The organism is Pseudomonas viridiflava (assembly GCF_003702045.1).
Lineage (GTDB): Bacteria > Pseudomonadota > Gammaproteobacteria > Pseudomonadales > Pseudomonadaceae > Aquipseudomonas > Aquipseudomonas viridiflava_C.
Genome location: NZ_RBTP01000033.1, coordinates 36,457 through 60,396, shown reverse-complemented (window position 1 = coordinate 60,396; position 23,940 = coordinate 36,457). Strand labels below are relative to the sequence as shown.

Sequence of the window (23,940 nt, the reverse complement as noted above, 5' to 3'; positions counted from 1 at the left end):
TCAGCACTCACCTTCCGTCGCCAACTGGCCCAGGTGCAGCACCTGCTTACGCGCCAGTCTTGCGGCGATGCGCGGGCTGTGTGTGACCATCAACAGGGTGGTCGGGCTGTCATTGAGCAGATCCAGCAACAATTGCAGAACCTCGTCACTGGTGGTTTCGTCCAGGTTGCCGGTGGGCTCGTCAGCCAGCAGCAGGCCCGGCCGCGAGGCGAGGGCGCGACCGATGGCGACGCGTTGCTGTTGCCCACCGGACAGTTGCTCGGGATAGCGCTCCAGCATTGCGCCCAGCCCCAGACGCTCGACCAGGTGCGCTTGCCAGACAGGGTCGTGACGCCCGGCCAGGCGCGCTTGAAAGGCCAGGTTGTCCGCAACCTTGAGGCTGCCGATCAGGTTGAACTGTTGAAACACCAGGCCGATTTCAGTGCGCCGCCAGTTCGCCAGTTGGCTTTCGTTCATCCGGTCCAGACGCTGGCCTGCGATGTCGATGCTCCCTGAGTCGACCTGATCAAGCCCGGCGATCAGGTGCAGCAGTGTACTTTTGCCACTGCCGGATTCGCCCATCAGCGCGAGGCTGTCGCCACGTTCCATCTGCAAATCGACACCCCGCAATACCGCCAAAGGGCCTTGGGTGGTGGTGTAGCTTTTGAATACGTCTCGCACTTGCAACATGAGGGGCTCGACTGGCTGCGCTGATAGTCAAGGATAGCGGCTGAGCGAGCGTGCGTCGCCAATTGACGTGAGTCGAGCGCCTGGCTCAATGAATCCACAGTCTGTGCCAATTGGGACGCGGAGCGTCCCGGGCTGCTTGCCCACGCGGAGCGTGAGCACGATCAGTGGGATGACTGACCGTTTCTCAAGCCTGCATGCGCCTGTTTCACGCAGTCACACGAGCTATTTATTCTCGCCCCGAATCAACCCACGCAAGGCGAACCGGTTTGGGTGGCAGGCTTCGGCAACGCTGCGTGGTACGGGCAAGGGTTCGTTATCCAGCCACGCGGCGAGCAGTTCGGCGGACAGCGGGGCGGTGATCAGCCCGCGTGAGCCGTGGCCGCTGTTGATGTACAGACCGTGTAGCCAGGGGCAGGCGACGTCCGGCACCTGACGCGCATCCTTGGCGAGTGCAGCGTAAGCGTCTACAAACGCTTGCCGATCCGCCAGTGGGCCGACGATAGGCAGGTAATCCGGGCTGGTGCAGCGAAACGCGGCGCGACCCTGCAACTGTTCGGGTGGCAGTTCAGTTGCCGCCAGGCGTTTCACCAGATCGTGGGAAATATCCTCCAGCATCTGCAGATTGCCCAGATGATCTGCCAGGTTGGGCGTGAGATCGTCGTTGTCGAAGTCGAAACTGGCCCCCAGCGTGTGCTCGCCCAGCCGAGCCGGTGCCACGTAACCCTCAGCGCACACCACCGTGCTCAAGGCCTGGCTGGCTTGGGTTTCAGGCAGTCGGGTGATCTGTCCGCGAATGCGCTTGAGCGGCAAATCGGCGCTGTGGGCGAACTGCCTGATGTCGGCAGCGCCAGCCAGCACCACGACGCAGGCGCTGTCGATCAACCGTTCGGCGTCCCACGCCTGCCATTGCCCATCGACCTGAAGCAATTCAAGTGCTTCGTGATGAGCCATCAACCGAATGTTCGGATGCCCGGCCTGCAAGTCGCAGAGCGCAGGCGGATTCACCCAGCCGCCTTCCGGATAGAACAACCCGCCGCTGGCCAATGCAATGCCGCTGCGCGCCTGGGCTGCCGCCTGGTCCAGCAGGTGCAAAAGCGATTCAGGAAAGGCAGCGGCCAGTTGTGCCTGCCGCTTGGCCTCTTTGTCGTCGAAGGTCAACTGCAGCACGCCGCAGCCATCCCAGTCGGTGCCCCGTTGCAAGCGCTCGAGCAGTCGCCGGGTGTGCCCGAATCCGCTGAGGATCAGTTGGGATAACGCTGTTCCGTGAGCTGACAACTTGAGGTACAGCACGCCTTGCGGATTGCCCGATGCCTCCTGCGCAGGTGCTGCGTGGCGTTCCAGTAGACTCACCTGCCAGCCCCGGTTCGCCAGACTTTCAGCCGTGGCGCAACCGGCCAGCCCGGCACCGATCACCAGTGCCTTGCGCGCGCCGAGCAGGGCAGGCGGACGGGCAAACCAGGGCTTGACGGCAGGGGCGGGTACGGCGTCCTCCGGCCAGGCGATGAACGTGCCGCGCAGCACTTCCCATTTATGGCCGATGCCCGGCACGCGTTTCATCTTGAAGCCTGCGGCGTTCAGTGCGCGGCGCACCCAGCCGGTGCTGGTAAAGGTGCCGAGGGTGGTGGCGGTCGTCGACAGCCGTGCCAGCTCGGCAAATAATTCTGGCGTCCACATGTCGGGGTTTTTCGCCGGTGCAAAGCCGTCGAGAAACCACGCATCGATCTGGCCGTCGAGTTGCGGCAGCATGTCCAGCGCATCGCCTATCAGCAGGGTCAGGGTGATGCGGCCCTGATCGAACACCAGTCGCTGAAAGCCTTCGTGTACGGCGATGTACTGAGCGAGCAGCGGAGTGGCGAACCGCGCCAGTTCCGGCCACAACGCCAGTGCGCGTTGCAGATCGGTGCGGCTCAGCGGGTATTTTTCGACGCTGACGAAATGCAGCCTGGCGTCAGGTTGGGCGCACTCGTCGAACAGCTGCCAGGCACAGAGGAAATTGAGCCCGGTGCCGAACCCGGTTTCACCGATGGTCAGCCGTTCGCCTGGCGGCAATTCGGTGAAGCGACGACGCAGATCGTTCTGCGCCAAAAACACATGACGCGTCTCGTCCAGTCCGGATTCTGTGGAGAAATACACGTCGGAAAATGTTCGCGAAAGCGGATTGCCTTGGTCGTCCCAGTCGATCTGGGCGTGGCGGGTAATGGTCATGTTTGGCTCAGCGGTGGCGAGGGTCGCATTTTAGCCGTCTGCGCGGATAAAAGCGGTATTGCTGTTGTACCGATTGACCCATGACGCCAATCGGTGGTCTTTATGTTCATCTGGGCTCATCTGGCCATCATTCCCGAGCCGTATCACATAGGGAGCAGTGCATGTTTGAATCCGCTGAAATCGGTCATGCCATCGACGACGACACCTACGAGGCCGCCGTACCGGCACTACGCGAGGCGTTGCTGGAGGCGCAGTACGACTTGCATGAACAGGCCGGACGTCAGGTCATCGTGCTGATCAATGGCATCGAAGGCGCGGGCAAGGGCGAGACCGTCAAGCTGCTCAACGAGTGGATGGACCCGCGCTACATCGAAGTACGCACCTTCGATCAGCAGACCGACGAAGAGCTGGCGCACCCACCGGTCTGGCGCTACTGGCGGCAACTGCCTGCGAAGGGTCGCATGGGGATCTTTTTTGGCAACTGGTACAGCCAGATGCTCCAGGGTCGGGTGCATGGCCGCTTCAAGGATGCGGTGCTGGATCAGGCGATCAATGGCGCGGAGCGGCTGGAAAAGATGCTCTGCGATGAAGGTGCCGTGATCTTCAAGTTCTGGTTTCACCTGTCCAAGAAACAGATGAAATTGCGCCTCAAGACGCTGAAGGACGACCCGCTGCACAGCTGGCGCATCAGCCCGCTGGACTGGCAACAATCCAGAACCTACGACAAGTTCGTGCGTTTTGGCGAACGTGTGCTGCGCCGTACCAGCCGCGAATACGCACCCTGGCACGTCATCGAAGGCGTGGACGCCAACTACCGCAGTCTGACGGTTGGGCGTTTGCTGCTCGAAGGCATGCAGGCGGCGCTGAACAAGGTCGAACCCGAGGTCAAGTCGCAGAGCACAGGTCCTCTGGCCAGTCATGATGAAGAATTGACCCTGCTGGACAGCCTGGACCTGAGCCGGAGTCTGGAGAAGGACGATTACAAGGAAGCACTGATCACCGAGCAGGCGCGTTTGTCCGGCAACCTGCGCGACAAACACATGAAGCGCCACGCGCTGGTGGCTGTGTTCGAAGGCAACGACGCGGCAGGCAAGGGCGGGGCGATTCGCCGTGTTGCTGCAGCACTGGACCCTCGGCAATACGCCATTGTACCGATTGCCGCCCCGACCCAGGACGAACGCGCCCAGCCCTACCTGTGGCGATTCTGGCGGCAGATCCCGGCACGCGGCAAATTCACCATTTTTGACCGTTCCTGGTATGGGCGGGTGCTGGTGGAGCGGGTCGAGGGGTTTTGCAGCGAGTCCGACTGGATGCGCGCCTATTCGGAAATCAATGACTTCGAAGAGCAACTCACCGACTTTGGCATTGTGGTGGTCAAATTCTGGCTGGCGATTGACGAGCAGACCCAGCTTGAGCGTTTCAAGGAACGTGAGCAGATCCCGTTCAAGCGCTACAAGATCACTGAAGACGACTGGCGCAATCGTAAAAAGTGGCCCCAGTATCGCCAGGCCGTGAGTGAAATGGTGGATCGCACCAGCACTGAAATTGCGCCCTGGACCCTGGTCGAGGCCAACGACAAGCGCTGGGCGAGGGTCAAGGTGTTGCGTACGATCAACGAAGCGCTTGAAGCGGCGTTTGCCAAGGACAAAAAGAAATGAAGCCGGTCGGACGTTCTATTTCAGGCGCTCTAAGGCTGCTTTTTCGGGCAGGCTGACACAACGCGTCTCTTTTCATTGAAGGACATTTCCGAGACGTCTCCGGCGTATTGCGCCTCCGGGGCAGGGTCCATACTCTGCGCCCGGTCGTTGCAACCCTTGTGGCGGCCAAGGAATGATTAACCTGAGTGACGTCGGAGATGTGCCCCCTATGCCTACCACCCCATGCGCTTCATCCAGCCTGTTTTCGATCAACGAAAAGCTTGGCGCTGAAGACGCGCTCAATCATGCGTCCGACCTGCTGCGCGGCATCATCGCCACGGCGGGTGAATCCACCGAATGCTCTCAGAGCGCCATGCGCGACATGACGCTAGCCGTCGTGCATCTGGCGCAAATGGCGAAAATGCTGGTGGATGGTTCGCTCGACAGCCTTGCCAAGGCCTGATTCCTTTCAACGCTCGCAATGGGCTTCGGCCCGGCCTCTCAGCTGCGGCGCAATGTTTTCTGCCTGAGGATATAAACCGTCACCAGTACTGCACTGAGCAACATGAAGCCGCGTGCCCACGGCTGGGGAACCAGGTAGCAGGAGAGGCTGATGCTGGCCCACATCGTACCGATCGCGTAGACCTTGCCTTTGAGCGGTATGCCGCGGCCTTCAAGGTAGTCCTTGATCCACGGCCCAAGCCGTTTGTGATTGACCAGCCAGTGGTAAAAACGCGGGGAACTGCGGGCAAAGCAGGCGGCGGCCAGCAGCAGGAAAGGCGTTGTGGGCAACACCGGCAGCACAATGCCGATAACGCCCAGTGCCACGCTCAACCAGCCAATGGCCAGCAGAAAATAGCGCACCGACCGATGACGGCTGGTGCGCGCCGACTCCTGCGCCATAGGCGCGGACTCAGTGGTGACGAGGCTTGAGGATCGCCGGCTTTTCGTCCGGAGCCTGGCAGAGCAGGTACAGCGCAGTCAGGGCTTCGGGAATCTGAACGATCATATCGTCCATCAGGTTGGCGTCCTGGGCGATGTCGGAAAACTCTGGTTGTTCGTCGAACAGACCCGAACCGACCATGATCGGCAGCAGCATTTCGCTGACTTCGTCTTCGGCGCTTTCGAACCAGGCATTTTCACGCAGGAACACGCCTTCCATGAAGCCGATGCACCAGCCGCGCAGGTCCGAATCATCCGGGTCGTCGCCCAGATCCAGATCGCACGGCAGTTCGAACTCTTCATCCGACGCCAGCTGGCGGGCGATATGGGCCTGCAGCGCAATTAGAGTGGCTTCGATCTCTACCTGCTGAGCGTCGCTTGCGTAGTGTGGCGGCTCGGAGAACAGGGCATCGATCCACTCACGCTCCGGCACAGGTTCGGAGCAGATCGACAGGGCGGTCAGGTAGCCATGAGCGGCCACGTAGTCCAGTGCTTCTTCGTGCAGTTCATCTGCATCGAGGAAGACTTGCAGGCGGGTTAGTTGCTCAGCGAAGGACATGGACGCACTACCTTGGAAATAAACGATGCTGAATTCTAGGCCCTCAGCCTCCGTGGCGCCAGCGCGGAGGGCCATTGCAGTTAATTTCGACCACTCATGTACCTGTCATCCTTTGCCTGTGAGTGCTCGGGTATACTCCCCCGTTTTGCAGTGCAGCAGGACAATCTGGGGTTTTTATGCTCGAACAGGCACAACGCGTACTTAAAGACATCTTCGGCTACGACAGCTTTCGTGGTCGCCAGGGTGCCATTATCGAACGTGTAGCCAACGGCGGCGATGCACTGGTGCTGATGCCGACCGGTGGTGGCAAATCCCTGTGTTTCCAGGTTCCCGGCCTGCTGCGCGATGGTTTGTGTGTGGTGGTATCGCCGCTCATCGCGCTGATGGACGATCAGGTGGCGACCCTGGACGAACTGGGTGTTTCTGCCGCCGCGCTCAACTCCACGCTCAATGCCGAGCAGCAGCGCGACCTGGCCAACCGGATTCGTCAGGGTGAAATCAAGATGCTGTATCTGGCGCCTGAGCGTCTCGTTCAGCCGCGCATGCTGTCTTTTCTGCAAAACCTGGAGATTGCGCTGTTCGCTATCGATGAAGCGCATTGCGTTTCCCAGTGGGGGCACGACTTCCGTCCCGAGTACCTGCAACTGGGGCAACTGGCGGAGCTGTTTCCCAATGTGCCGCGCATCGCCCTGACGGCCACCGCCGACAAGCGGACACGTGAAGAAATCGTCACGCGGCTGCACCTGCAGAACGCCGAACGCTTTCTGTCCAGTTTCGACCGCCCCAATATCTTTTACCGCATCGTGCCCAAGGAACAGCCGCGCAAGCAGTTGCTGGCGTTCCTCTCCGAGCGTCGCAGCGACGCAGGCATCGTGTATTGCCTGTCGCGCAAAAAGGTCGACGAAGTGGCGGTTTTTCTCAGTGAAAACGGCTACCCCGCGTTGCCTTATCATGCAGGCCTGCCGTCTGAAACCCGCGCCGCCAATCAGAAGCGCTTCCTTAATGAGGAAGGCTTGATCATGGTCGCGACCATCGCGTTCGGCATGGGCATCGACAAGCCCAACGTACGGTTCGTCGCGCACATGGATTTGCCCAAATCGCTGGAAGCCTACTATCAGGAAACCGGCCGGGCAGGGCGTGATGGCCTGCCCGCCGATGCATGGATGGCCTACGGTCTGCAAGATGTGCTGATGCTCAAGCAGATGCTGCAGAACTCCGAAGGCGACGAGCGACACAAGCGGCTGGAACACCACAAACTCGACGCCATGCTGGCGTTGTGCGAAGAAACCCGCTGCCGTCGCCAGACGCTGCTGGCGTATTTCGACGAAGACATGCCCAACCCCTGCGGCCACTGCGACAACTGTGTCGATGGCGTGCAGACCTGGGACGCCACCGAGCCTGCGCGCCAGGCCCTGTCGGCGATTTATCGTACTGGCCAGCGTTACGGCGTCGGTCATCTGGTGGATGTCCTGCTCGGCAAGTCCAATGACAAGGTCGAAAGCTTTGGCCATCAGCACCTGTCCGTCTTTGGCGTTGGCAAGGGGCGCTCTGAAGGTGAGTGGCGTTCGCTGTTCCGGCAATTGGTGGCCCGAGGGCTGGCCGATATCGATCTGGAAGGCTATGGCGGCCTGCGGTTGAGCGACACCTGTCGTCCGTTGCTGCGCGGCGAGGTCACGCTGGAGTTGCGTCGCGACCTCAAACCGCAAACCAGCGCCAAAAGCCATTCCGGCAGCCAGGCCAGTCAACTGGTGCGCAGCGAAGAGCGCGAGCAGTGGGAAGCGTTGCGTGCGCTGCGTCGCAAGCTGGCCGAGGAACATGCGGTGCCGCCGTACGTCATCTTTCCCGATTCGACCTTGCTGGAAATGCTGCGCAGCAAGCCTGGTTCGATGGCCGAAATGGCCAAGGTCGGCGGCGTGGGTGCGCGCAAGCTGGAACGCTACGGTGAGGCCTTTCTGGAAGTGCTCAGCGGCAAAGCCGAGGCGCCTCGGGTGGTCGCCGATATTCGCCACGAACTGATCAGCCTGGCCCGCGCCGGCATGACGCCGATGCAGATTGCCGGTCAATTGCAATGCTCGGAAAAGAACGTCTACACCCTGCTCGCCGAAGCCATCGGCAAGCAGCAACTGTCGGTCGAGCAGGCGCTGGATCTGCCGGAGGACCTGCTGGGCGAGATTCAGGACGCGTTTCTGGACGGGGAGGGCGAATTGCCTCCGGTTTCCGCAGTGATCGAACAATTCACTGGGCGTGTTCCTGAAGGTGTGCTGTATTGCGTGCGCGCCGCTCTGCAATCCGAATTCGAGATCTAAGAGCGGCAACGAGACGCCACGGTCGGCCGCTTGCCTGTTTGCAAGGAGCATGCTTAGCTCGCTAACAGTTAGTTTTGATCATGAGTGGTTTATGCCTTTGACTGATGAACATCGTTTCGGGATGCAACTTGCGCAAATTTCGCGCGGCTGGAGGGCCGAACTGGATCGTCGTCTCGCTGACCTCGGGTTGTCTCAAGCCCGCTGGCTGGTCTTGCTGCACCTGGCTCGTTTCGGCGAGCCCCCAACCCAACGCGAGTTGGCGCAAAGCGTCGGCGTCGAAGGTCCGACCCTGGCCCGTTTGCTTGACAGCCTCGAGGGCCAGGGGCTGGTCCAGCGTCAGGCGGTTGCCGAAGACCGACGGGCAAAGAAAATCCTGCTCAGCCAGACCGCTCTGCCCTTGATCGAGCAGATCGAAGCCATCGCCAGCAAGTTGCGTATCGAACTTTTCGAAGGCGTGGACGAGGATGACATGCGGGTGTGCATGCGGGTGCATTCGCGAATTCTGGCCAATCTTGAAAGATCCTGAGACGAGTTTGCGAGTTCTCCCCCATACTCTCGCTACGGAAAGTGACGTTCATCGGGATAGGTGAGAAGCCTGCTGTGGTTTCCATAAGGGTTAGCATGCTGAAGAGTTTTCAGGCAGGTATCGTACGCACCGGACATCCGGTGCCCAACATTCTCAATCGCCTATACGCCCCCGTGTTGGCGGCGTCGGTTCTGGCGTCTTCGCTGTTTTATTCGACCTTCGCGTCGGCATTGGGACTGGGGGAAATCAGCCTGCATTCGGCGCTCAATCAGCCACTGAATGCCGAGATCGCGCTGCTTGAAACCGACGGCCTCAGCCCTGAGGACATCGTGGCCAGACTGGCCTCGCCCGAAGCCTTCGCCAAAGCGGGCGTCGAGCGTGTGTTTTTCCTCAATGACTTGCGTTTCACCCCCGTCGTGCGGGGTGGACGTGGCGTGATTCGGGTGGTTTCGAACAAGCCGGTCACCGAACCCTATCTAAGTTTCCTTGTGCAGGTGTCGCGTCCCAACGGCGATCTGCTGCACGAATACACGCTGTTGCTCGATCCAGCCACGTCGCCCGAGGGCGTCGCTGCGACCCGCAGCCGCAATGCGCAGCGCTCCAGCTCAACGGCTTCGTCGGCAGCGGCCGAGTCGCGCATGCCGGTCGCGCCGCCGCCTGCCGTGCAAGGCAAGCATTACACCGTCGCCAACGGCGATACGTTGAATGCCATCGCGGCAAGGTTGCAAGGGCCGGGCAGCAAGGTGTCGACCAGCCAGATGGCCGACGGCATCCGCTTGCTCAACCCGCAGGTCTTTACGCAGGGTGCCAGTTCCGGGCTGAAGGCAGGGCAGGACTTGCTGTTGCCTGATTCGGCGTCACTGCCCACCGCAGGCGCTTCGGCCGCCAGCCCTGCTGCGCCTCAGGTCCAGCCCGCGCAAGTGCGCGAGGCGGCGGAGCAAATGACGGCTGCGGCCCTTGAAACTCAACAGTTGGCCAAAGCGGTCGACGACCTAAGGGCACAGACACTGGACCTCCAGGATCAACTGGTGGGCAAGGACAAGCAGATCGTTGCTCTGCGCTCGGACCTGGCGCGTGCTCAGCCAGCCGCTCAACCTGTCGCTCAATCACCTACGCTTGCAGCAGCGCAACCGGTTGCAGCACCGCCGCCCGCAATGCCTGTCGCCCAGCCCGTTGCAACGCCGGCGTCGGCCGAGCCGTTTTTGAGCATCCCTGTTCTGTTGGCCGCGCTGCTGGTCTTTTTGTTGATCCTGGCGTTTGTCTATAACCGCCGCCGTCAGCAACGCAGCCCCAGCGTCGCACCGGTGATCGCGCAGGATGAAACCCTGATCAAGCCGGCCCAGGCTGCCGTGGTGCCTGTTTTCGAGGTGCCAGTTGTCGCACCGCAGCCGATTGTCGAGCCAGGTGCTGCAAAAGCGCCCTCATCAAAACGTATGGCGGGCGCCACGCCCGATGCACTGGATGGCGTGAGCATTTACATCGCCTACGGTCGGTTCAGTGAGGCCATTGGCATCTTGCGCAGTGCGCTGGAGCAACAGCCCGAGCGTGAAGACATTCGCATCAGGCTGCTCGAACTGTTGGCAGAGCAGGGTGACAGCGCGGGGTTTGCGCTTGAAGAGCGCGCCGCGCTGGAGCACAGCGTTTCGCCGCACGCTATTCAAGAGGTTCGCGACCGCTACCCGCAGCTCAAGGCGCGCGAAGCGATGGCTGCTACCGCGGGGGTGGCCGCCGTGGCCGCTGGAGCGATGTCTTTGGAAAAAAGCCAGCCTGACAGTGTTGTGAGTCCGGCCATCGACGCCCTGCCTGATCTTGAACCGCCCGCCATTACCGAACTGGATGAAACCACGGCTGCGGCGCTGAACCCTGAGCCTTTCGACGAGTTTCAGTTGAACTTGGACGAGCTGTCCCTGGACGCCGACTGGGACCTCGTGGACCCGTTCGACGCGCCGCCAGTGCGAAATAAACCGGCTGCTGCGCCAGAGATCGATCCGGTTTTTTCGTCCGATCTGAACCAGTTGCCGGAAGTATTCGAGCTGTCGGATGAGCAGTTTCTAAGCGACTTCTCCGGCGCCGACGATTCCGTCGAGCCTCTTGAAGTCATACCTCCGTCCGGTGTGGATGACCTGAGCGACGACTTCCTCGACAGTTTCATGAGTGACGATTCGGACTTCGATTTGCTGGACCTCGACGAACCTCCGTTGAGCCAGATCAATCAGGCGCAGGTACTGATCGACGATGGGGATCTGGAGTCGGCCAGGGAAATCCTGCTGCAGGTGATCGCCGAGTCGGACGAAGAACAGCAACGTCTGGCGCGTGAGTTGTTGGCGGGGATCAGTTGAGTGTGGTGCGCGATGCTGGACGGGTTGATCCTGTACGGCACCCCGGAGTATCGCGCCAAGGCTATGCGCACGCCGCCTCTTATCAAACGACTTGTAACCCGTTGAAGAAAATTAATTCGTAAGAGCGGAGCGGGCGGCGGTCCGTTTTTCAGCGAAAAGGCCGGTACTTTTGACGCATATGCAGTGGTTGAAATACTGAATTCGCGGACAGGTTCGCTCCCACGACGAAACTTGATGGTTGCTGCGCGACAGCGCTACGTCCAAGACGTGGTGAGGCTTGCGGCAGTTCAATCAGCAGCAAGATGCCCTGTGACAGTGATGACGATCATTGTTACAGGGCAAAGAACGAGCCCCTAATGGGGTGCGTCAGACTTCAGAATCGCTCAGTGTTTGCTGCCTTGAGTCGACATCGCCAGCAGCTGTTTCTCCTGATTCCAGTCAAACGGCTCGTCGTTCTGCTCGGCCTCGTAGCGGCGTTCTTCGAGCGCCTGATACAGGTCGATTTCATCGTCCGGCATGAAGTGCAGGCAGTCACCGGCAAAGAACCACAGCAGGTCGCGGGGCACCAGATGCGCGATCTGTGGGTAGCGCTGGATCACCTGACACATAATGTCCTGGCCAAGGTACTGACTTTCGATAGGGTCCTGCGGCAATTGCTCGACCAGTTCATCGAAGCGCTCCATGAACAGCGCATGGCTTTCTTCGGGTACCTGCTCGGCCTCGCCCAGCGCGACCAGAATACTGCGCAGGTGCGCAAGCAGACCGAGATGGTGGTCGAGAGTGGCGTCGGCCATGATGTAATCCTCAAATGCAAAAACAGGCGCGAGAGTATAAAGCTCTGCGCGCCTGTTTTGTGGATCAACTGACCTGCGTGGGTCAGTCCGGGCCAATCAACGGATCTTGCCCGGTGTGTGCGTCAGCTCTTCCTTGTCGAAATCGTCCACGTCGATCACCTTGCGACGCGCCGCTTCAGCGGTTTTCAGTGTCTGCGCCTCCTCGGCCTGCAACACGCCGACGCGCAAGGCGGCGTCGATCAATGGCTCACCTGCGTGCGGCAGAATCTGGCCACCCTTGAAGGCGGTTTGCAGTTTCTTGTGCAGCGGGTATGCGGCGCTCAGCAGGTCGCTTGCATGTTGCAGTGCGCCGACCGGGTCTTCTGCCGATTGCGGGCGGTAGCAGCCTGCGAGCAGCTCTTCCAGCGTAGGGTCACCCTTGGCGCGTCCCAGCACCTGCGCCACTTCTGCGTCCAGCTTGTCCGACGGCCCTTTGTGGCGACGACCGAACGGGAACACGATGACCCGCAGCAGGCCACCCAGCAGCCGGTTCGGGAAGTTGCTGAGGATCTCGTCCATCGCGCGTTCCGAATGCCCCAGGCTTTCTTCCATTGCCCAACGGAACAACGGGCTCATATGATCCGGTGAACCCAGGTCGTGGTAGCGCTTGAGGGAGGCGGAAGCCAGGTACAGATGGCTGAGCACATCACCCAGACGGGCCGACAGACGCTCGCGACGTTTCAGCTCGCCACCCAGCAACATCATGCTCAAGTCCGCCAGCATGGCGAACGCAGCCGCCTGACGATTCAGCGACCTGAAATAACCTTGGCTCAGGCTGTCGCCCGGCGCGCGCTCGAAGTGGCCGAAACCCAGGTTCAGGATCAGCGTGCTGGCCGCGTTACTTACGGCAAAGCCGATGTGCTTGAGCAGCAGGGTGTCGAACTCGGCCAGCGCGTTGTCATGGTCGGCACGCCCGGCCAGGGCCATTTCCTTGAGTACGAACGGATGGCAGCGGATCGCGCCCTGACCGAAGATCATCAGGTTGCGCGACAGGATGTTGGCCCCTTCGACCGTGATGAAGATCGGCGCGCCTTGCCAGTTGCGACCCAAGTAGTTGTTGGGGCCCATGATGATGCCTTTGCCACCATGCACGTCCATCGAATGGCCAATGCATTCGCGACCGCGCTCGGTCAGGTGGTACTTGAGGATGGCCGACAACACGGACGGTTTCTCCCCGAGATCCACTGCGTTGGCGGTCAGCATCCTCGCACTGTCCATTAGCCAGGCGTTGCCGCCGATCCGTGCCAGGGCTTCCTGAATACCTTCAAAGGCCGATAGCGGCACATTGAACTGCTCGCGGACCTTGGCGTATTGGCCCGTCACCAGACTGGTGTACTTGGCCGCGCCTGTACCCACGGCAGGCAGCGAAATCGAACGGCCCACCGACAGGCAGTTCATCAGCATCATCCAGCCCTTGCCGAGCATCGGCTGACCGCCGATCAGGTAGCTCAACGGGATGAACACATCCTTGCCGGAGTTGGGGCCGTTCATGAACGCGGCACCCAGCGGCACATGACGGCGGCCGATTTCGACACCCGGGGTGTCAGTCGGGATCAGCGCCAGGCTGATCCCTAAATCCTCTTCCTCGCCCAGCAGGTGCTCAGGGTCGTAGGCCTTGAACGCCAGACCCAGCAGGGTCGCGACCGGGCCGAGGGTGATGTAGCGCTTTTCCCAGGTCAGGCGCAGGCCGATGACTTCCTCGCCTTGCCAGTCACCCTTGCAGATGATCCCGGTGTCCGGCATCGCGCCAGCATCGGAGCCTGCCAGCGGACCGGTCAGGGCGAAGCAGGGAATGTCGTCACCACGTGCCAGGCGCGGCAAGTAGTGATTGCGCTGCTCATCGGTGCCGTAATGCAGCAGCAATTCGGCAGGGCCGAGGGAGTTGGGCACCATGACGGTGGAGGCCAGATCGCCGCTGCGGGTTGCCAGCTTCATGGCGATCTGCGAGTGAGCGTAAGCCGAGAAGCCTTTGCCGCCGAACTCCTTGGGGATAATCAGGGCGAAGAAACCGTGCTGCTTGATGTGCTCCCAGGCTTGCGGTGGCAGGTCCATCGCCTGACCGATTTCCCAGTCGCTGACCATCGCGCACAGCTCTTCGGTGGGGCCATCAATGAAGGCTTGTTCTTCTTCAGTCAGTTGGACTTTCGGATAGGCCAGCAACTTGTCCCAGTCGGGGCGCCCGCTGAACAGCTCGCCGTCCCACCAGACTGTGCCGGCATCGATGGCATCACGCTCGGTTTGGGACATGGGCGGCAAGACTTTCTTGAACCAGCTGAACATCGGCGCGGTGAAGTGCTTGCGGCGCAGGTCGGGCAGCACCATCGGTACGAACACCACCAGCCACAGCACCCAGAAAATCGTCAGCAGCCAACCCGGCGCGTGGCTGAAGATGCCCATCGCCAGCAGGTAGACGGCCACCACACCCAGTGCGGGGAGCGGGTCGGTACGTCGGTGAGCCAGCCAGGCAATGCCCACGACCAGCACAACAATCCACAACAGCAGCATACGTATTCCTCCGTGATGACAGCCGCCTCGGCAGCTATCAAGAACTGGTCGCCAGGCAGTGGTGGGGCGACATCGATAGTGACCCTGTCCGGACAAGGAAGTTGCCCCCGGTTCGGGTAGACTGAGCAGTCAGTTTTCACAGCCACTGCGAGGGGAACGCAATGCTCAAGATCTGGGGACGGAAGAACTCGACCAATGTGCGCAAGGCACTGTGGATCGCCGAAGAAGTCGGTGTGCCCTACGAGACTCAGGACGCTGGCGGCGCGTTCGGGCTGGTCAATGAAGCGGCCTACCGTGCCAAAAACCCCAACGGCCGTATCCCCATGATCGAAGAGGGCGATTTCGTACTGTGGGAGTCAAACGCCATCGTGCGTTACCTGGCAGCCCGTCACGCCCCCGATTCGGCGTTGTATCCGACCGACCTGCAGGCCCGTGCGCGGGCGGACAAGTGGATGGACTGGACCTCGTCGACCATCGCAGCACCTTTTATCCCGGTGTTCTGGGGCGTGTTGCGCACGCCAGCGGACAAGCAGGACTGGGACGCCATCAAGGAAGGCATCACCCACCTGCACGGTCTGCTGCGGGTCGCGGATGAGGCGCTTGCCAGCCAGCCTTACCTGTCTGGCGACTCATTTGGCATGGGTGACATCCCGCTCGGCTGCTTCGCCTACGCCTGGTTTGAAATGCCGATTGAACGTCCGCCACTGCCTCACCTCCAAGCCTGGTATGAACGCCTCAAGGCGCGCCCGGCGTACCGCAAGGCCGTCATGAGTCCGTTGACGTAACGCCCGAAGCGCGCAGAAGCCCACGCGAGAAGGGCTCGCCTGCTTTTCGCGGCGCTTCGATATTTACTATTAACAAATGTGTCTGTACTTGAATGACCCGGCCAAGCACCATTGCATGATCGGGTGTCAGTGACGCACACAGCGGCGTTGACCCCACCTTCATTTTTTCCATTCCGATTGGGTACTTTTTCCGATATGTCTTCAGCCCTGTCCATCCGGCAGCTAACCAAAACCTACGGCAACGGTTTCCAGGCCCTGAGTGGTATCGACCTGGACGTTGCCGAAGGTGATTTCTTCGCCTTGCTCGGCCCTAACGGTGCCGGCAAATCCACCACCATTGGCATCATCTCCACGCTGGTCAACAAAACCGGCGGGACGGTGAATATCTTCGGTCACGACCTGGACCGCGAGCCTGCTGCGCTCAAGCGTTCCATTGGCGTCGTGCCGCAGGAATTCAACTTCAACCAGTTCGAGAAAACCTTCGACATCGTGGTGACCCAGGCCGGTTACTACGGCATTCCAGCGAAGATCGCCAAGGAGCGCGCCGAGCAGTACCTGACGCAGTTGGGGCTGTGGGACAAGCGCGACGTGCCTTCGCGTTCGCTGTCCGGCGGCATGAAGCGTCGTCTGATGATCGCCCGCGCACTGATTCACGAGCCGCGGCTGCTGATCCTCGATGAGCCGACTGCGGGTGTGGACATCGAACTGCGTCGTTCGATGTGGACGTTCCTTACCGAACTGAATCGCAAGGGCATTACCATCATTCTGACCACGCACTATCTGGAAGAGGCCGAGCAGCTGTGCCGCAACATCGGCATCATTGACCACGGCACGATCGTGCAGAACACCAGCATGAAGCAACTGCTCAGTACCCTGACCGTCGAGACGTTCCTGCTCGACCTCAAGGCGACCTGGCAGACCGCACCGCAACTGCCGGGCTTCCCCAGCCGTCTGCTCGACAGCCATACGCTGGAAGTGCAGGTGGACAAGAACGTCGGCATCACGGCGCTGTTCAGCCAGTTGGCCGCGCAGAACATCGAAGTGCTGAGCCTGCGCAATAAATCCAATCGCCTTGAGGAGTTGTTTGTGTCTCTGGTGGAAAAAAACCTGGCGAAGGTGGCGCTATGACCGCTCAGACTGGCGAATTGCGCCCCAATCTGGTTGCCCTGAAAACCATCGTGTTCCGTGAGGTTCACCGTTTCATGCGGATCTGGCCGCAGACGCTGCTGCCGCCTGCGATCACGATGGTCTTGTACTTCGTCATCTTCGGTAACCTGATCGGTCGCCAGATCGGTGACATGGGTGGCTTCACCTACATGCAGTACATCGTGCCGGGGCTGATCATGATGTCGGTGATCACCAATTCCTACGGTAACGTGGTGTCGAGTTTCTTCGGTGCCAAGTTCCAGCATTCGATCGAAGAGTTGATGGTGTCGCCTGTTTCCCCGCACACCATCCTGGTGGGCTACACGCTGGGGGGTGTGCTGCGCGGCCTGATGGTCGGCTTTATCGTCACGATGCTGTCGATGTTTTTCACCGACCTGCAGGTTCACCACCTGGGCGTGACCATTGTCGTGGTCGTACTGACGGCGACGATCTTTTCGCTGCTGGGCTTTATCAACGCCGTTTTCGCACGCAATTTCGACGATATTTCGATTATCCCGACCTTCGTGCTGACCCCGTTGACCTATCTGGGCGGGGTGTTCTATTCGATCAACCTGCTGCCACCGTTTTGGCAGACCGTGTCGCTGGCCAACCCGGTCCTGCACATGGTCAACGCGTTTCGCTACGGCATCCTCGGTGTTTCCGACATCAAGATCAGCATCGCGCTGGCGTTCATGATCGTCGCCACCTTCGTGCTGTATCTGGGCTGCGCGCGGTTGCTGGTGAGCGGGCGCGGCATGCGCCAATAGCCTGGTGACGATTGGCAACACAGTGAACATTGACCCGCCACCCGGCGGGTCAATGCATTTGGCCTGTCTGTTCAGATTCTGAAACACACCTTCAGCCCACACGCGTTCACTTACGCCCATCCTTGGAAGCTTTCCCGCTTCGAGGATGACCCATGCGCACAGGGATGATCGCGCTTGCTCTGGGCCTGTTGGCCCTGCGTTTTCTGCCGGTCTTGCCCTCTACCGGGCTGCTGTTGTTGATGCCGGTCGTGGCACTCATGCTGCTGCCGTTTCGCACGTATCCAATGGCCTTCTTTCTATTTGGCCTCACCTGGGCCTGCGTCTCGGCGCAGTCGGCGCTGAATGATCGTCTGTTGTCGCGGCTCGATGGCCAGACGCTGTGGCTACAAGGCAAGGTGGTCGGGCTGCCGAGCACGGCTGAAGGCGTAGTGCGTTTCGAGCTTGCAGAGAGCGTTTCACGTCGGGCGAAATTGCCCCGGCTGATGCGCATCGCCTGGTACGGCGGCCCCGAGGTGCGCAGCGGTGAGCGTTGGCGACTGGCCGTTAAACTCAAACGGCCAGGCGGGCTGGTCAATCCCGACGCGTTCGATTACGAAGCCTGGCTGCTCGCCCAGCGAATCGGGGCCACCGGCACGGTAGTGGACGGCACCTTGCTGGCCCCTGCGCGTGCGGCGTGGCGCGACACCCTTCGCCAGCGTTTGCTGGCCGTCGATGCGCAAGGGCGTGAAGGTGGGTTGGCTGCGCTGGTGCTGGGCGACGGCTCAGGCCTGTCGACCACTGACTGGCAAGTGCTGCAGGACACCGGGACTGTGCATCTGCTGGTGATTTCCGGTCAGCACATCGGCTTGCTGGCAGGGGTGATGTATGCGCTGGTGAGCCTGCTGGTGCGTTGGGGAGTGTGGCCGCGCGCCTTGCCCTGGCTGCCGTGGGCGTGCGGCCTGGCGTTCGCTTCGGCGCTCGGTTATGGATTGCTGGCCGGGTTCGATGTGCCGGTGCGGCGGGCCTGCGTGATGGTGGGCATGGTGCTGCTGTGGCGTCTGCGTTTTCGCCATCTGGGCGTGCTCTGGCCGTTACTGCTGTCGCTCAACGCCGTGCTGCTGTTCGAACCCCTGGTGAGCCTTCAGCCAGGCTTCTGGCTGTCATTCGCTGCGGTAGGAATTCTGATACTGATCTTCGGTGGTCGCCTCGGTGCCTGGCCTTGGCTGCAAAGCTGGACGCGCGCGCAGTGGCTGATTGCCGTCGGACTGTTGCCGATCCTGATGATGCTGAACCTGCCGATCAGTGTCAGCGGTCCGCTGGCCAATCTGCTGGCGGTGCCGTGGGTCAGCATGATCGTCTTGCCGCCCGCATTGATCGGCACGCTATTACTGCCTGTTCCGGTGCTGGGCGAGTACCTGTTATGGCTGGCGGGGGGGGCGCTGAAAGTGCTGTTCCTGTTTCTGACCTGGATGGCCGATCGAGCGCCTGCATGGGTGCCCAGTGCAGCACCGGGCTGGGTGATGGCGTTGGGTGTGTTGGGCGCTTTCCTTGTGCTGCTGCCCAACGGGGTGCCTGTTCGGCTGCTGGGTTGGCCGCTGCTGCTGTTGTGCATATTTCCACCGCTCAAGCCCGTGCCGGTCGGTCAGGTCGAGGTGTTGCAACTGGATGTCGGACAGGGTCTGGCCATCTTGCTGCGCACCCGCCATCACACGTTGTTGTATGACGCCGGGCCGCGCTTTGGCGAATTCGATATCGGTCAGCGAGTGGTCGTGCCCGCGATCCGTAAGAGCGGGGTGCGTCATCTGGACCTGATGTTGCTCAGTCATGCCGATTCGGACCATGCCGGAGGCGCGCTGGCGGTGCTCAAGTCGTTGCCGGTCAAACGTGTTTTGGGCGGCGATATAGAACGCCTCGCGCCCTCGCTGGGTGCCCGTCGTTGCGCAAACGGCGAGCGTTGGGAATGGGATGGCGTGGTGTTTTCGACCTGGATCTGGGAGCAGGCACCTGAAGGCAATGCCGGATCCTGCATGCTGCGTGTCGAGGCCAGCGGTGAGCGGTTGCTGTTGACCGGCGACGTCGATGCCCAAGCCGAACGCGTGGCCATCGACAGCGGATTCGACCTGCGCGCCCACTGGATGCAGGCGCCGCATCACGGCAGCCATTCTTCGTCTTCAAAACCTTTTCTGCGTGCGGTGATGCCGACCGGCGTTTTGATCTCACGCGGGCGCAACAACGCGTTCGGTCATCCCCATCCCCGCGTCATGGCCCGCTATAAATGGCACGGGATAGCCAGCTACGACAGCGCCGAGCTGGGTGCGATCCGGCTGCAACTGGGGACATTCGGCGCGCCTGAGGCACAACGCGCACAGCGGCGTTTCTGGCGTGACTGAATACGCAGATATCGATCTGATCGTTCGGCACTCGATGACGCTATGGTAGAGTGGCGCCAATTTTTCAAGGGAGTGGTCACTGTGTGGGAACTGGTCAAATCTGGCGGCTGGATGATGTTGCCGATCATTTTGAGTTCCATCGCCGCTGCCGGCATCATCATCGAGCGTCTGTGGACGCTGCGCGCCAGCCGCATTACGCCACCTCATTTGCTGGGGCAGGTCTGGCAGTGGATTCAGGAGCAAAAGCTCGATAAAGAAAAGCTCAAGCAATTGCGCGCCGATTCGCCTTTGGGTGAAATTCTTGCTGCGGGCCTGGCCAACTCCAAGCATGGTCGCGAGATCATGAAGGAGTGCATCGAGGAAGCAGCCGCGCGGGTCATTCATGAACTGGAACGTTATCTGAGCGCACTGGGTTCGATTGCCGCGATGGCGCCCCTGCTGGGCCTGTTGGGCACGGTGCTGGGCATGATCGATATTTTCGGGTCGTTCAACAGCTCCGGCGCGACGGCCAATGCGGGCGTACTGGCTGGCGGTATTTCCAAGGCGCTCATTTGCACGGCATCGGGCCTGATCGTGGCGATTCCGGCCATTTTCTTTCACCGCTTTCTGCAAAGCCGCGTCGATGAGCTGGTGGTCGGCATGGAGCAGCAGGCCATTCGTTTGGTCGAGGTGGTGCAGGGTGATCGTGATGTCGACCTGATCGATGCCAAGGTTGACCTTAAATCCCTGGCCAAGGCAGGCGGGAGCAAGAAGAAGTGAAATTTCGTCGCCGCAGACCGCGGGAGACCATCGACATCAATCTGGTTTCATTGATCGATGTGGTGTTCATCCTGCTGCTGTTCTTTATTGTGACCACGACCTTTACCCGTGAAACCCAATTGCGGGTCGACTTGCCCCAAGCGGTCACGGGGACGCCGGAGGTCGATGCGAGCGCCAAGCACCTGGACATCGCGATCAACGCCGACGGGATCTTTTCCCTGAACAACCAGTTGCTGCCGAAAAACGATCTGGACACACTGATCGAGGCGTTGCAGCGCGAATCGGCTGGCGACACCAGTCTGCCGTTGTCCATCAGCGCCGATGGCAAGACCCCGCACCAGTCAGTCATCACGGCGATGGATGCTGCGGGCAAGCTTGGTTTCAGCCACCTGCGCATGACCACTGTCGAGGCCACACAGGCTAATTGATGGCATTCACCGACCGTTTGCTTGACGCCTGGTACAACGGCCACCCTGCGCTGGCGCTGCTGCGTCCTCTGGAAAGCCTTTACCGTCGAGTCGTCGATGGCAAGCGTGCCCGATTCCTGGCGGGTGAGGGCGATATCTACCGCGCGCCGGTGCCGGTCATCGTGGTCGGCAATATCACGGTGGGTGGCACCGGCAAGACCCCGTTGATCCTGTGGATGATCGAGCATTGTCAGCGTCGTGGCTTGCGGGTGGGTGTCGTCAGCCGTGGCTACGGCGCAAAACCGCCAAGCCTGCCCTGGCGTGTACTGCCCGAACACAGCGCCAGCGAGGCGGGTGACGAGCCGCTGTTGATCGTGCAGCGCTGCGGTGTGCCGTTGATGATCGATCCGAACCGCAGCCACGCGGTACAGGCCTTGCTGGCTGCCGAGCCGCTCGATCTGATCCTGTCCGACGATGGCCTGCAACATTACCGGCTGGCCCGGGACCTTGAGCTGGTGCTGATCGATGCCGCCCGAGGCTTGGGCAATCGTCGCTGCCTGCCCGCCGGCCCGTTGCGTGAACCGGCCGAACGATTGGCCAGCGTTGATGCCGTGTTGTTCAACGGCGCACAGGCCGATCGTGACGATGGCTATGCATTTACCCTCAAGCCCGCCGCCCTGATCAACCTGCGAAGCGGCGAGCGGCGGTTTGTCGACCATTTTCCGCCCGGTCAGGCTGTGCACGCGGTGGCCGGAATCGGTAACCCGCAACGTTTCTTCAATACCCTCGAAGGATTACACTGGCGGCCTGTGCAGCACGCATTCGCTGACCATGCTGTCTACAGCGTTGAGGCGCTGACCTTTACACCGTCGCTGCCTTTGGTCATGACCGAGAAGGATGCCGTGAAGTGTCGTGCCTTTGCGGCCGATGACTGGTGGTATCTGGCGGTGGATGCGGTGCCTTCCGACGCGTTTGTCAGTTGGTTCGATGACCAGCTGTCACGTCTTTCTCCATGATTGCTTCAGGATCTCCTATGGACACCAAACTACTCGATATCCTCGCTTGCCCGATCTGCAAAGGTCCGTTGAAGCTCAGTGCGGACAAGACCGAGCTGATCAGTAAAGGTGCAGGCCTTGCCTACCCGGTTCGGGAGGGCATTCCGGTGATGCTGGAAAGCGAAGCGCGCACCCTGACGGCCGATGAGCGTCTGGAAAAATGACAACCGACTTTACCGTAGTGATTCCGGCGCGTTACGGCTCTAGCCGTTTTCCGGGCAAGCCGCTCAAGGTCATCGCTGGCAAGCCTATGGTCCAGTTGGTCTGGGAACAGGCTCGCAAGAGCAGCGCTCAGCGCGTCGTGGTGGCGACCGATGACCTGCGCATTGTCGAAGCGTGCCAGGCGTTCGGCGCTGAGGTCCTGCTGACGCGTGACGATCATAACTCCGGCACCGATCGCCTGGCCGAAGTGGCGACGCAGTTGGGCCTGGCGAGCGATGCGATTGTGGTCAATGTGCAGGGCGATGAGCCCATGATCCCGCCTGCGGTCATCGATCAGGTCGCGAGCAACCTGGCGGCGCATCCCGAAGCCGGGATTTCGACCCTGGCCGAGCCCATCGACGATGTGGCGGCGCTGTTCAACCCGAACGTGGTCAAGGTTTCCTCGGACATCAATGGTCTGGCGCTGACTTTCAGTCGCGCACCGTTGCCGTGGGCGCGTGATGCGTTGGCGGCAAACCGTGAAGAGCTGCCCGCAGGCGTGCCTTATCGCCGTCACATCGGGATCTATGCCTACCGTGCCGGTTTTCTACACGATTTCGTCAGTTGGGGTCCGTGCCTGCTGGAGAATACTGAAAACCTCGAACAGTTGCGGGCGCTATGGAACGGCGTGCGCATTCATGTGGCCGATGCACTCGAAGCCCCGCCTGCCGGTGTCGATACCCCGGAAGACCTTGAGCGCGTCAAACGCCTCCTGGAGGCTTGATGTCGGTTCTCCAGTCGTTTGGGAAATGCGGCCAATGACCTTGCACGTGCGGCCTGCTGTTTCTCTCAAGCCCTTCAATACCTTTGGCGTTGATGTGCAGGCCAGGCTTTTTGCTGAAGCGCACAGTGACGATGATGTGCGTCAGGCCTTGGCCTATGCGGCCGAGCAGGACGTTGCGCTTTTGGTTGTGGGCGGCGGCAGCAATCTGCTGCTCAGCGGCGACATTCCGGCGCTGGTGCTGCGTATGGCCAGCCGCGGCATTCGTATCGTGCGAGAAGACTGTTCTGAAGCCATCGTGGAGGCCGAGGCAGGGGAGCCGTGGCATCCGTTCGTTCAGGCTTGCCTCAAGATGGGTCTTGCCGGGCTCGAAAATCTCAGCTTGATTCCGGGCACCGTCGGCGCTGCGCCGATGCAGAACATTGGTGCTTACGGAGTCGAGATCAAGGACGTCTTCCACAGCCTGACGGCGCTGGATCGGGAAACCGGTGAGCTACGGGAGTTCTCGTTAGAGGACTGCGCTTTCGGCTACCGCGACAGCGTTTTCAAGCATGAGGTTGGCCGCTGGCTGATCTTGCGCGTTCGATTCAGGCTGACGTGGGAAGCGAAGCTACACCTTGAATACGGCCCGGTTCGCCAGCGTCTTGATGAGATGGGTATCAAGCAGCCTACGCCTTTCGATGTCAGCACGGCCATCTGCGCCATTCGCAGTGAAAAACTGCCGGACCCTGCAGTGCTGGGCAATGCGGGAAGTTTCTTCAAGAATCCGGTTGTTTCGGCTCAATCCTTTGCTGCTATCAAGCATGAGCATCCGGGTGTGGTCGGTTATCCACAGGCGGACGCCCGCGTGAAGCTGGCCGCTGGCTGGTTGATCGAGCGGGCTGGCTGGAAGGGGTTTCGTGAAGGCGATGCGGGTGTGCACGCGCTTCAATCGCTGGTGCTGGTCAACTATGGCGAGGCCACTGGGTTGCAATTGTTGAATCTGGCACGTCGCATACAGGCCGACATTGCAGAGCGGTTCAATGTCAAGCTTGAGATGGAACCGAATCTCTACTGAGCCTTTGAGCGCTGGCAGGTTTCAGATTGGCACTGATCGTTCCCGTCGCTCCACATAGGTATACAGCCATGATGTTGGGCGTCATATTTATTACAGGCCGTGGGTTCAGTTAACCTGGCGCTCGGCTTGAGTCGCCTTTCGCCCCTCGGCGA

At 60.7% G+C, this 23,940-nt stretch carries 21 protein-coding genes; 15 read left to right on the top strand and 6 right to left on the bottom strand.

Annotation, left to right across the window (positions count from 1 at the left end; translation table 11 throughout):
• Both ALP40_RS11345 and mnmC read right to left on the bottom strand, forming a co-directional pair.
• Nucleotides 1–669, bottom strand: coding sequence for an ABC transporter ATP-binding protein (locus ALP40_RS11345; protein WP_122208368.1), 669 nt, complete (start codon nt 667–669; stop codon nt 1–3).
• A 222-nt stretch (nt 670–891) separates the two neighbouring features.
• Nucleotides 892–2,874: a bifunctional tRNA (5-methylaminomethyl-2-thiouridine)(34)-methyltransferase MnmD/FAD-dependent 5-carboxymethylaminomethyl-2-thiouridine(34) oxidoreductase MnmC gene (gene mnmC, locus ALP40_RS11340; protein WP_122208367.1), complete on the bottom strand. Its 1,983-nt coding sequence runs from the start codon at nt 2,872–2,874 to the stop codon at nt 892–894.
• A gap of 161 nt (nt 2,875–3,035) precedes the next feature.
• On the opposite strand from mnmC, the gene pap reads away from it, so the two are divergent.
• Both pap and ALP40_RS11330 read left to right on the top strand, forming a co-directional pair.
• Nucleotides 3,036–4,532: a polyphosphate:AMP phosphotransferase gene (gene pap, locus ALP40_RS11335; RefSeq protein ID WP_122208366.1), complete on the top strand. Its 1,497-nt coding sequence runs from the start codon at nt 3,036–3,038 to the stop codon at nt 4,530–4,532.
• Nucleotides 4,533–4,740: 208 nt separating this feature from the next.
• The gene (locus ALP40_RS11330; RefSeq protein ID WP_122208365.1) at nt 4,741–4,974 is read left to right on the top strand and encodes a DUF6124 family protein; all 234 of its coding nucleotides are present in this window, start codon (nt 4,741–4,743) and stop codon (nt 4,972–4,974) included.
• A gap of 38 nt (nt 4,975–5,012) precedes the next feature.
• On the opposite strand, the gene ALP40_RS11325 is transcribed toward ALP40_RS11330, so the two are convergent.
• Nucleotides 5,013–5,414 (bottom strand): YbaN family protein, encoded by a 402-nt coding sequence (locus ALP40_RS11325; protein WP_122208364.1) that lies wholly within the window; start codon nt 5,412–5,414, stop codon nt 5,013–5,015.
• A gap of 10 nt (nt 5,415–5,424) precedes the next feature.
• Complete coding sequence (locus tag ALP40_RS11320) at nt 5,425–6,012, bottom strand: YecA family protein (RefSeq protein WP_004879452.1); 588 nt, start codon at nt 6,010–6,012, stop codon at nt 5,425–5,427.
• A 176-nt stretch (nt 6,013–6,188) separates the two neighbouring features.
• Between ALP40_RS11320 and recQ the strand changes: the two genes are divergently transcribed.
• The 3 genes from recQ (at nt 6,189) to ALP40_RS11305 (ending at nt 11,183) form a co-directional block, all read left to right on the top strand.
• Nucleotides 6,189–8,318, top strand: coding sequence for a DNA helicase RecQ (gene recQ / locus ALP40_RS11315; protein WP_122208363.1), 2,130 nt, complete (start codon nt 6,189–6,191; stop codon nt 8,316–8,318).
• Nucleotides 8,319–8,409: 91 nt separating this feature from the next.
• The gene (locus ALP40_RS11310; protein ID WP_122208362.1) at nt 8,410–8,844 is read left to right on the top strand and encodes a MarR family transcriptional regulator; all 435 of its coding nucleotides are present in this window, start codon (nt 8,410–8,412) and stop codon (nt 8,842–8,844) included.
• Between the two features lie 95 nt (nt 8,845–8,939).
• A complete protein-coding gene (locus ALP40_RS11305) occupies nt 8,940–11,183 on the top strand; it encodes a FimV/HubP family polar landmark protein (protein WP_122208361.1) in 2,244 nt (747 codons plus the stop codon).
• Between the two features lie 383 nt (nt 11,184–11,566).
• On the opposite strand, the gene ALP40_RS11300 is transcribed toward ALP40_RS11305, so the two are convergent.
• Both ALP40_RS11300 and ALP40_RS11295 read right to left on the bottom strand, forming a co-directional pair.
• Nucleotides 11,567–11,977, bottom strand: coding sequence for a PA2817 family protein (locus tag ALP40_RS11300; RefSeq protein WP_122208360.1), 411 nt, complete (start codon nt 11,975–11,977; stop codon nt 11,567–11,569).
• A gap of 96 nt (nt 11,978–12,073) precedes the next feature.
• The gene (locus tag ALP40_RS11295; RefSeq protein WP_122208359.1) at nt 12,074–14,521 is read right to left on the bottom strand and encodes an acyl-CoA dehydrogenase; all 2,448 of its coding nucleotides are present in this window, start codon (nt 14,519–14,521) and stop codon (nt 12,074–12,076) included.
• 161 nt (nt 14,522–14,682) lie between these two features.
• Between ALP40_RS11295 and ALP40_RS11290 the strand changes: the two genes are divergently transcribed.
• From ALP40_RS11290 to murB, 10 genes are all read left to right on the top strand, one after another.
• Nucleotides 14,683–15,306, top strand: coding sequence for a glutathione S-transferase family protein (locus ALP40_RS11290; protein ID WP_122208358.1), 624 nt, complete (start codon nt 14,683–14,685; stop codon nt 15,304–15,306).
• Between the two features lie 195 nt (nt 15,307–15,501).
• Nucleotides 15,502–16,434, top strand: coding sequence for an ABC transporter ATP-binding protein (locus tag ALP40_RS11285; protein WP_122208357.1), 933 nt, complete (start codon nt 15,502–15,504; stop codon nt 16,432–16,434).
• A complete protein-coding gene (locus tag ALP40_RS11280) occupies nt 16,431–17,219 on the top strand; it encodes an ABC transporter permease (RefSeq protein WP_122208356.1) in 789 nt (262 codons plus the stop codon). Before ALP40_RS11285 ends, ALP40_RS11280 begins: the two co-directional genes overlap by 4 nt.
• A gap of 152 nt (nt 17,220–17,371) precedes the next feature.
• Entirely contained in the window at nt 17,372–19,588 is a 2,217-nt protein-coding gene (locus tag ALP40_RS11275; protein WP_122208355.1) for a DNA internalization-related competence protein ComEC/Rec2, read from the top strand.
• A gap of 81 nt (nt 19,589–19,669) precedes the next feature.
• The gene (locus ALP40_RS11270; protein ID WP_375139998.1) at nt 19,670–20,347 is read left to right on the top strand and encodes a MotA/TolQ/ExbB proton channel family protein; all 678 of its coding nucleotides are present in this window, start codon (nt 19,670–19,672) and stop codon (nt 20,345–20,347) included.
• Nucleotides 20,344–20,775 carry a biopolymer transporter ExbD gene (locus ALP40_RS11265; RefSeq protein WP_122208353.1) on the top strand — a complete coding sequence of 144 codons (432 nt, stop codon included), beginning with the start codon at nt 20,344–20,346 and terminating at the stop codon, nt 20,773–20,775. Before ALP40_RS11270 ends, ALP40_RS11265 begins: the two co-directional genes overlap by 4 nt.
• Nucleotides 20,775–21,770 carry a tetraacyldisaccharide 4'-kinase gene (gene lpxK / locus ALP40_RS11260; protein WP_122208352.1) on the top strand — a complete coding sequence of 332 codons (996 nt, stop codon included), beginning with the start codon at nt 20,775–20,777 and terminating at the stop codon, nt 21,768–21,770. The genes ALP40_RS11265 and lpxK overlap by 1 nt, the downstream gene beginning before the upstream one ends.
• Before the next feature lie 17 nt (nt 21,771–21,787).
• Nucleotides 21,788–21,973: a Trm112 family protein gene (locus tag ALP40_RS11255; protein ID WP_122208351.1), complete on the top strand. Its 186-nt coding sequence runs from the start codon at nt 21,788–21,790 to the stop codon at nt 21,971–21,973.
• Entirely contained in the window at nt 21,970–22,734 is a 765-nt protein-coding gene (kdsB, locus tag ALP40_RS11250; RefSeq protein WP_122208350.1) for a 3-deoxy-manno-octulosonate cytidylyltransferase, read from the top strand. The genes ALP40_RS11255 and kdsB overlap by 4 nt, the downstream gene beginning before the upstream one ends.
• Before the next feature lie 34 nt (nt 22,735–22,768).
• On the top strand, nt 22,769–23,788 hold the full coding sequence (gene murB, locus ALP40_RS11245) for a UDP-N-acetylmuramate dehydrogenase (RefSeq protein WP_122208349.1): 1,020 nt from the start codon (nt 22,769–22,771) through the stop codon (nt 23,786–23,788).
• Nucleotides 23,789–23,940: the final 152 nt, after the last annotated feature.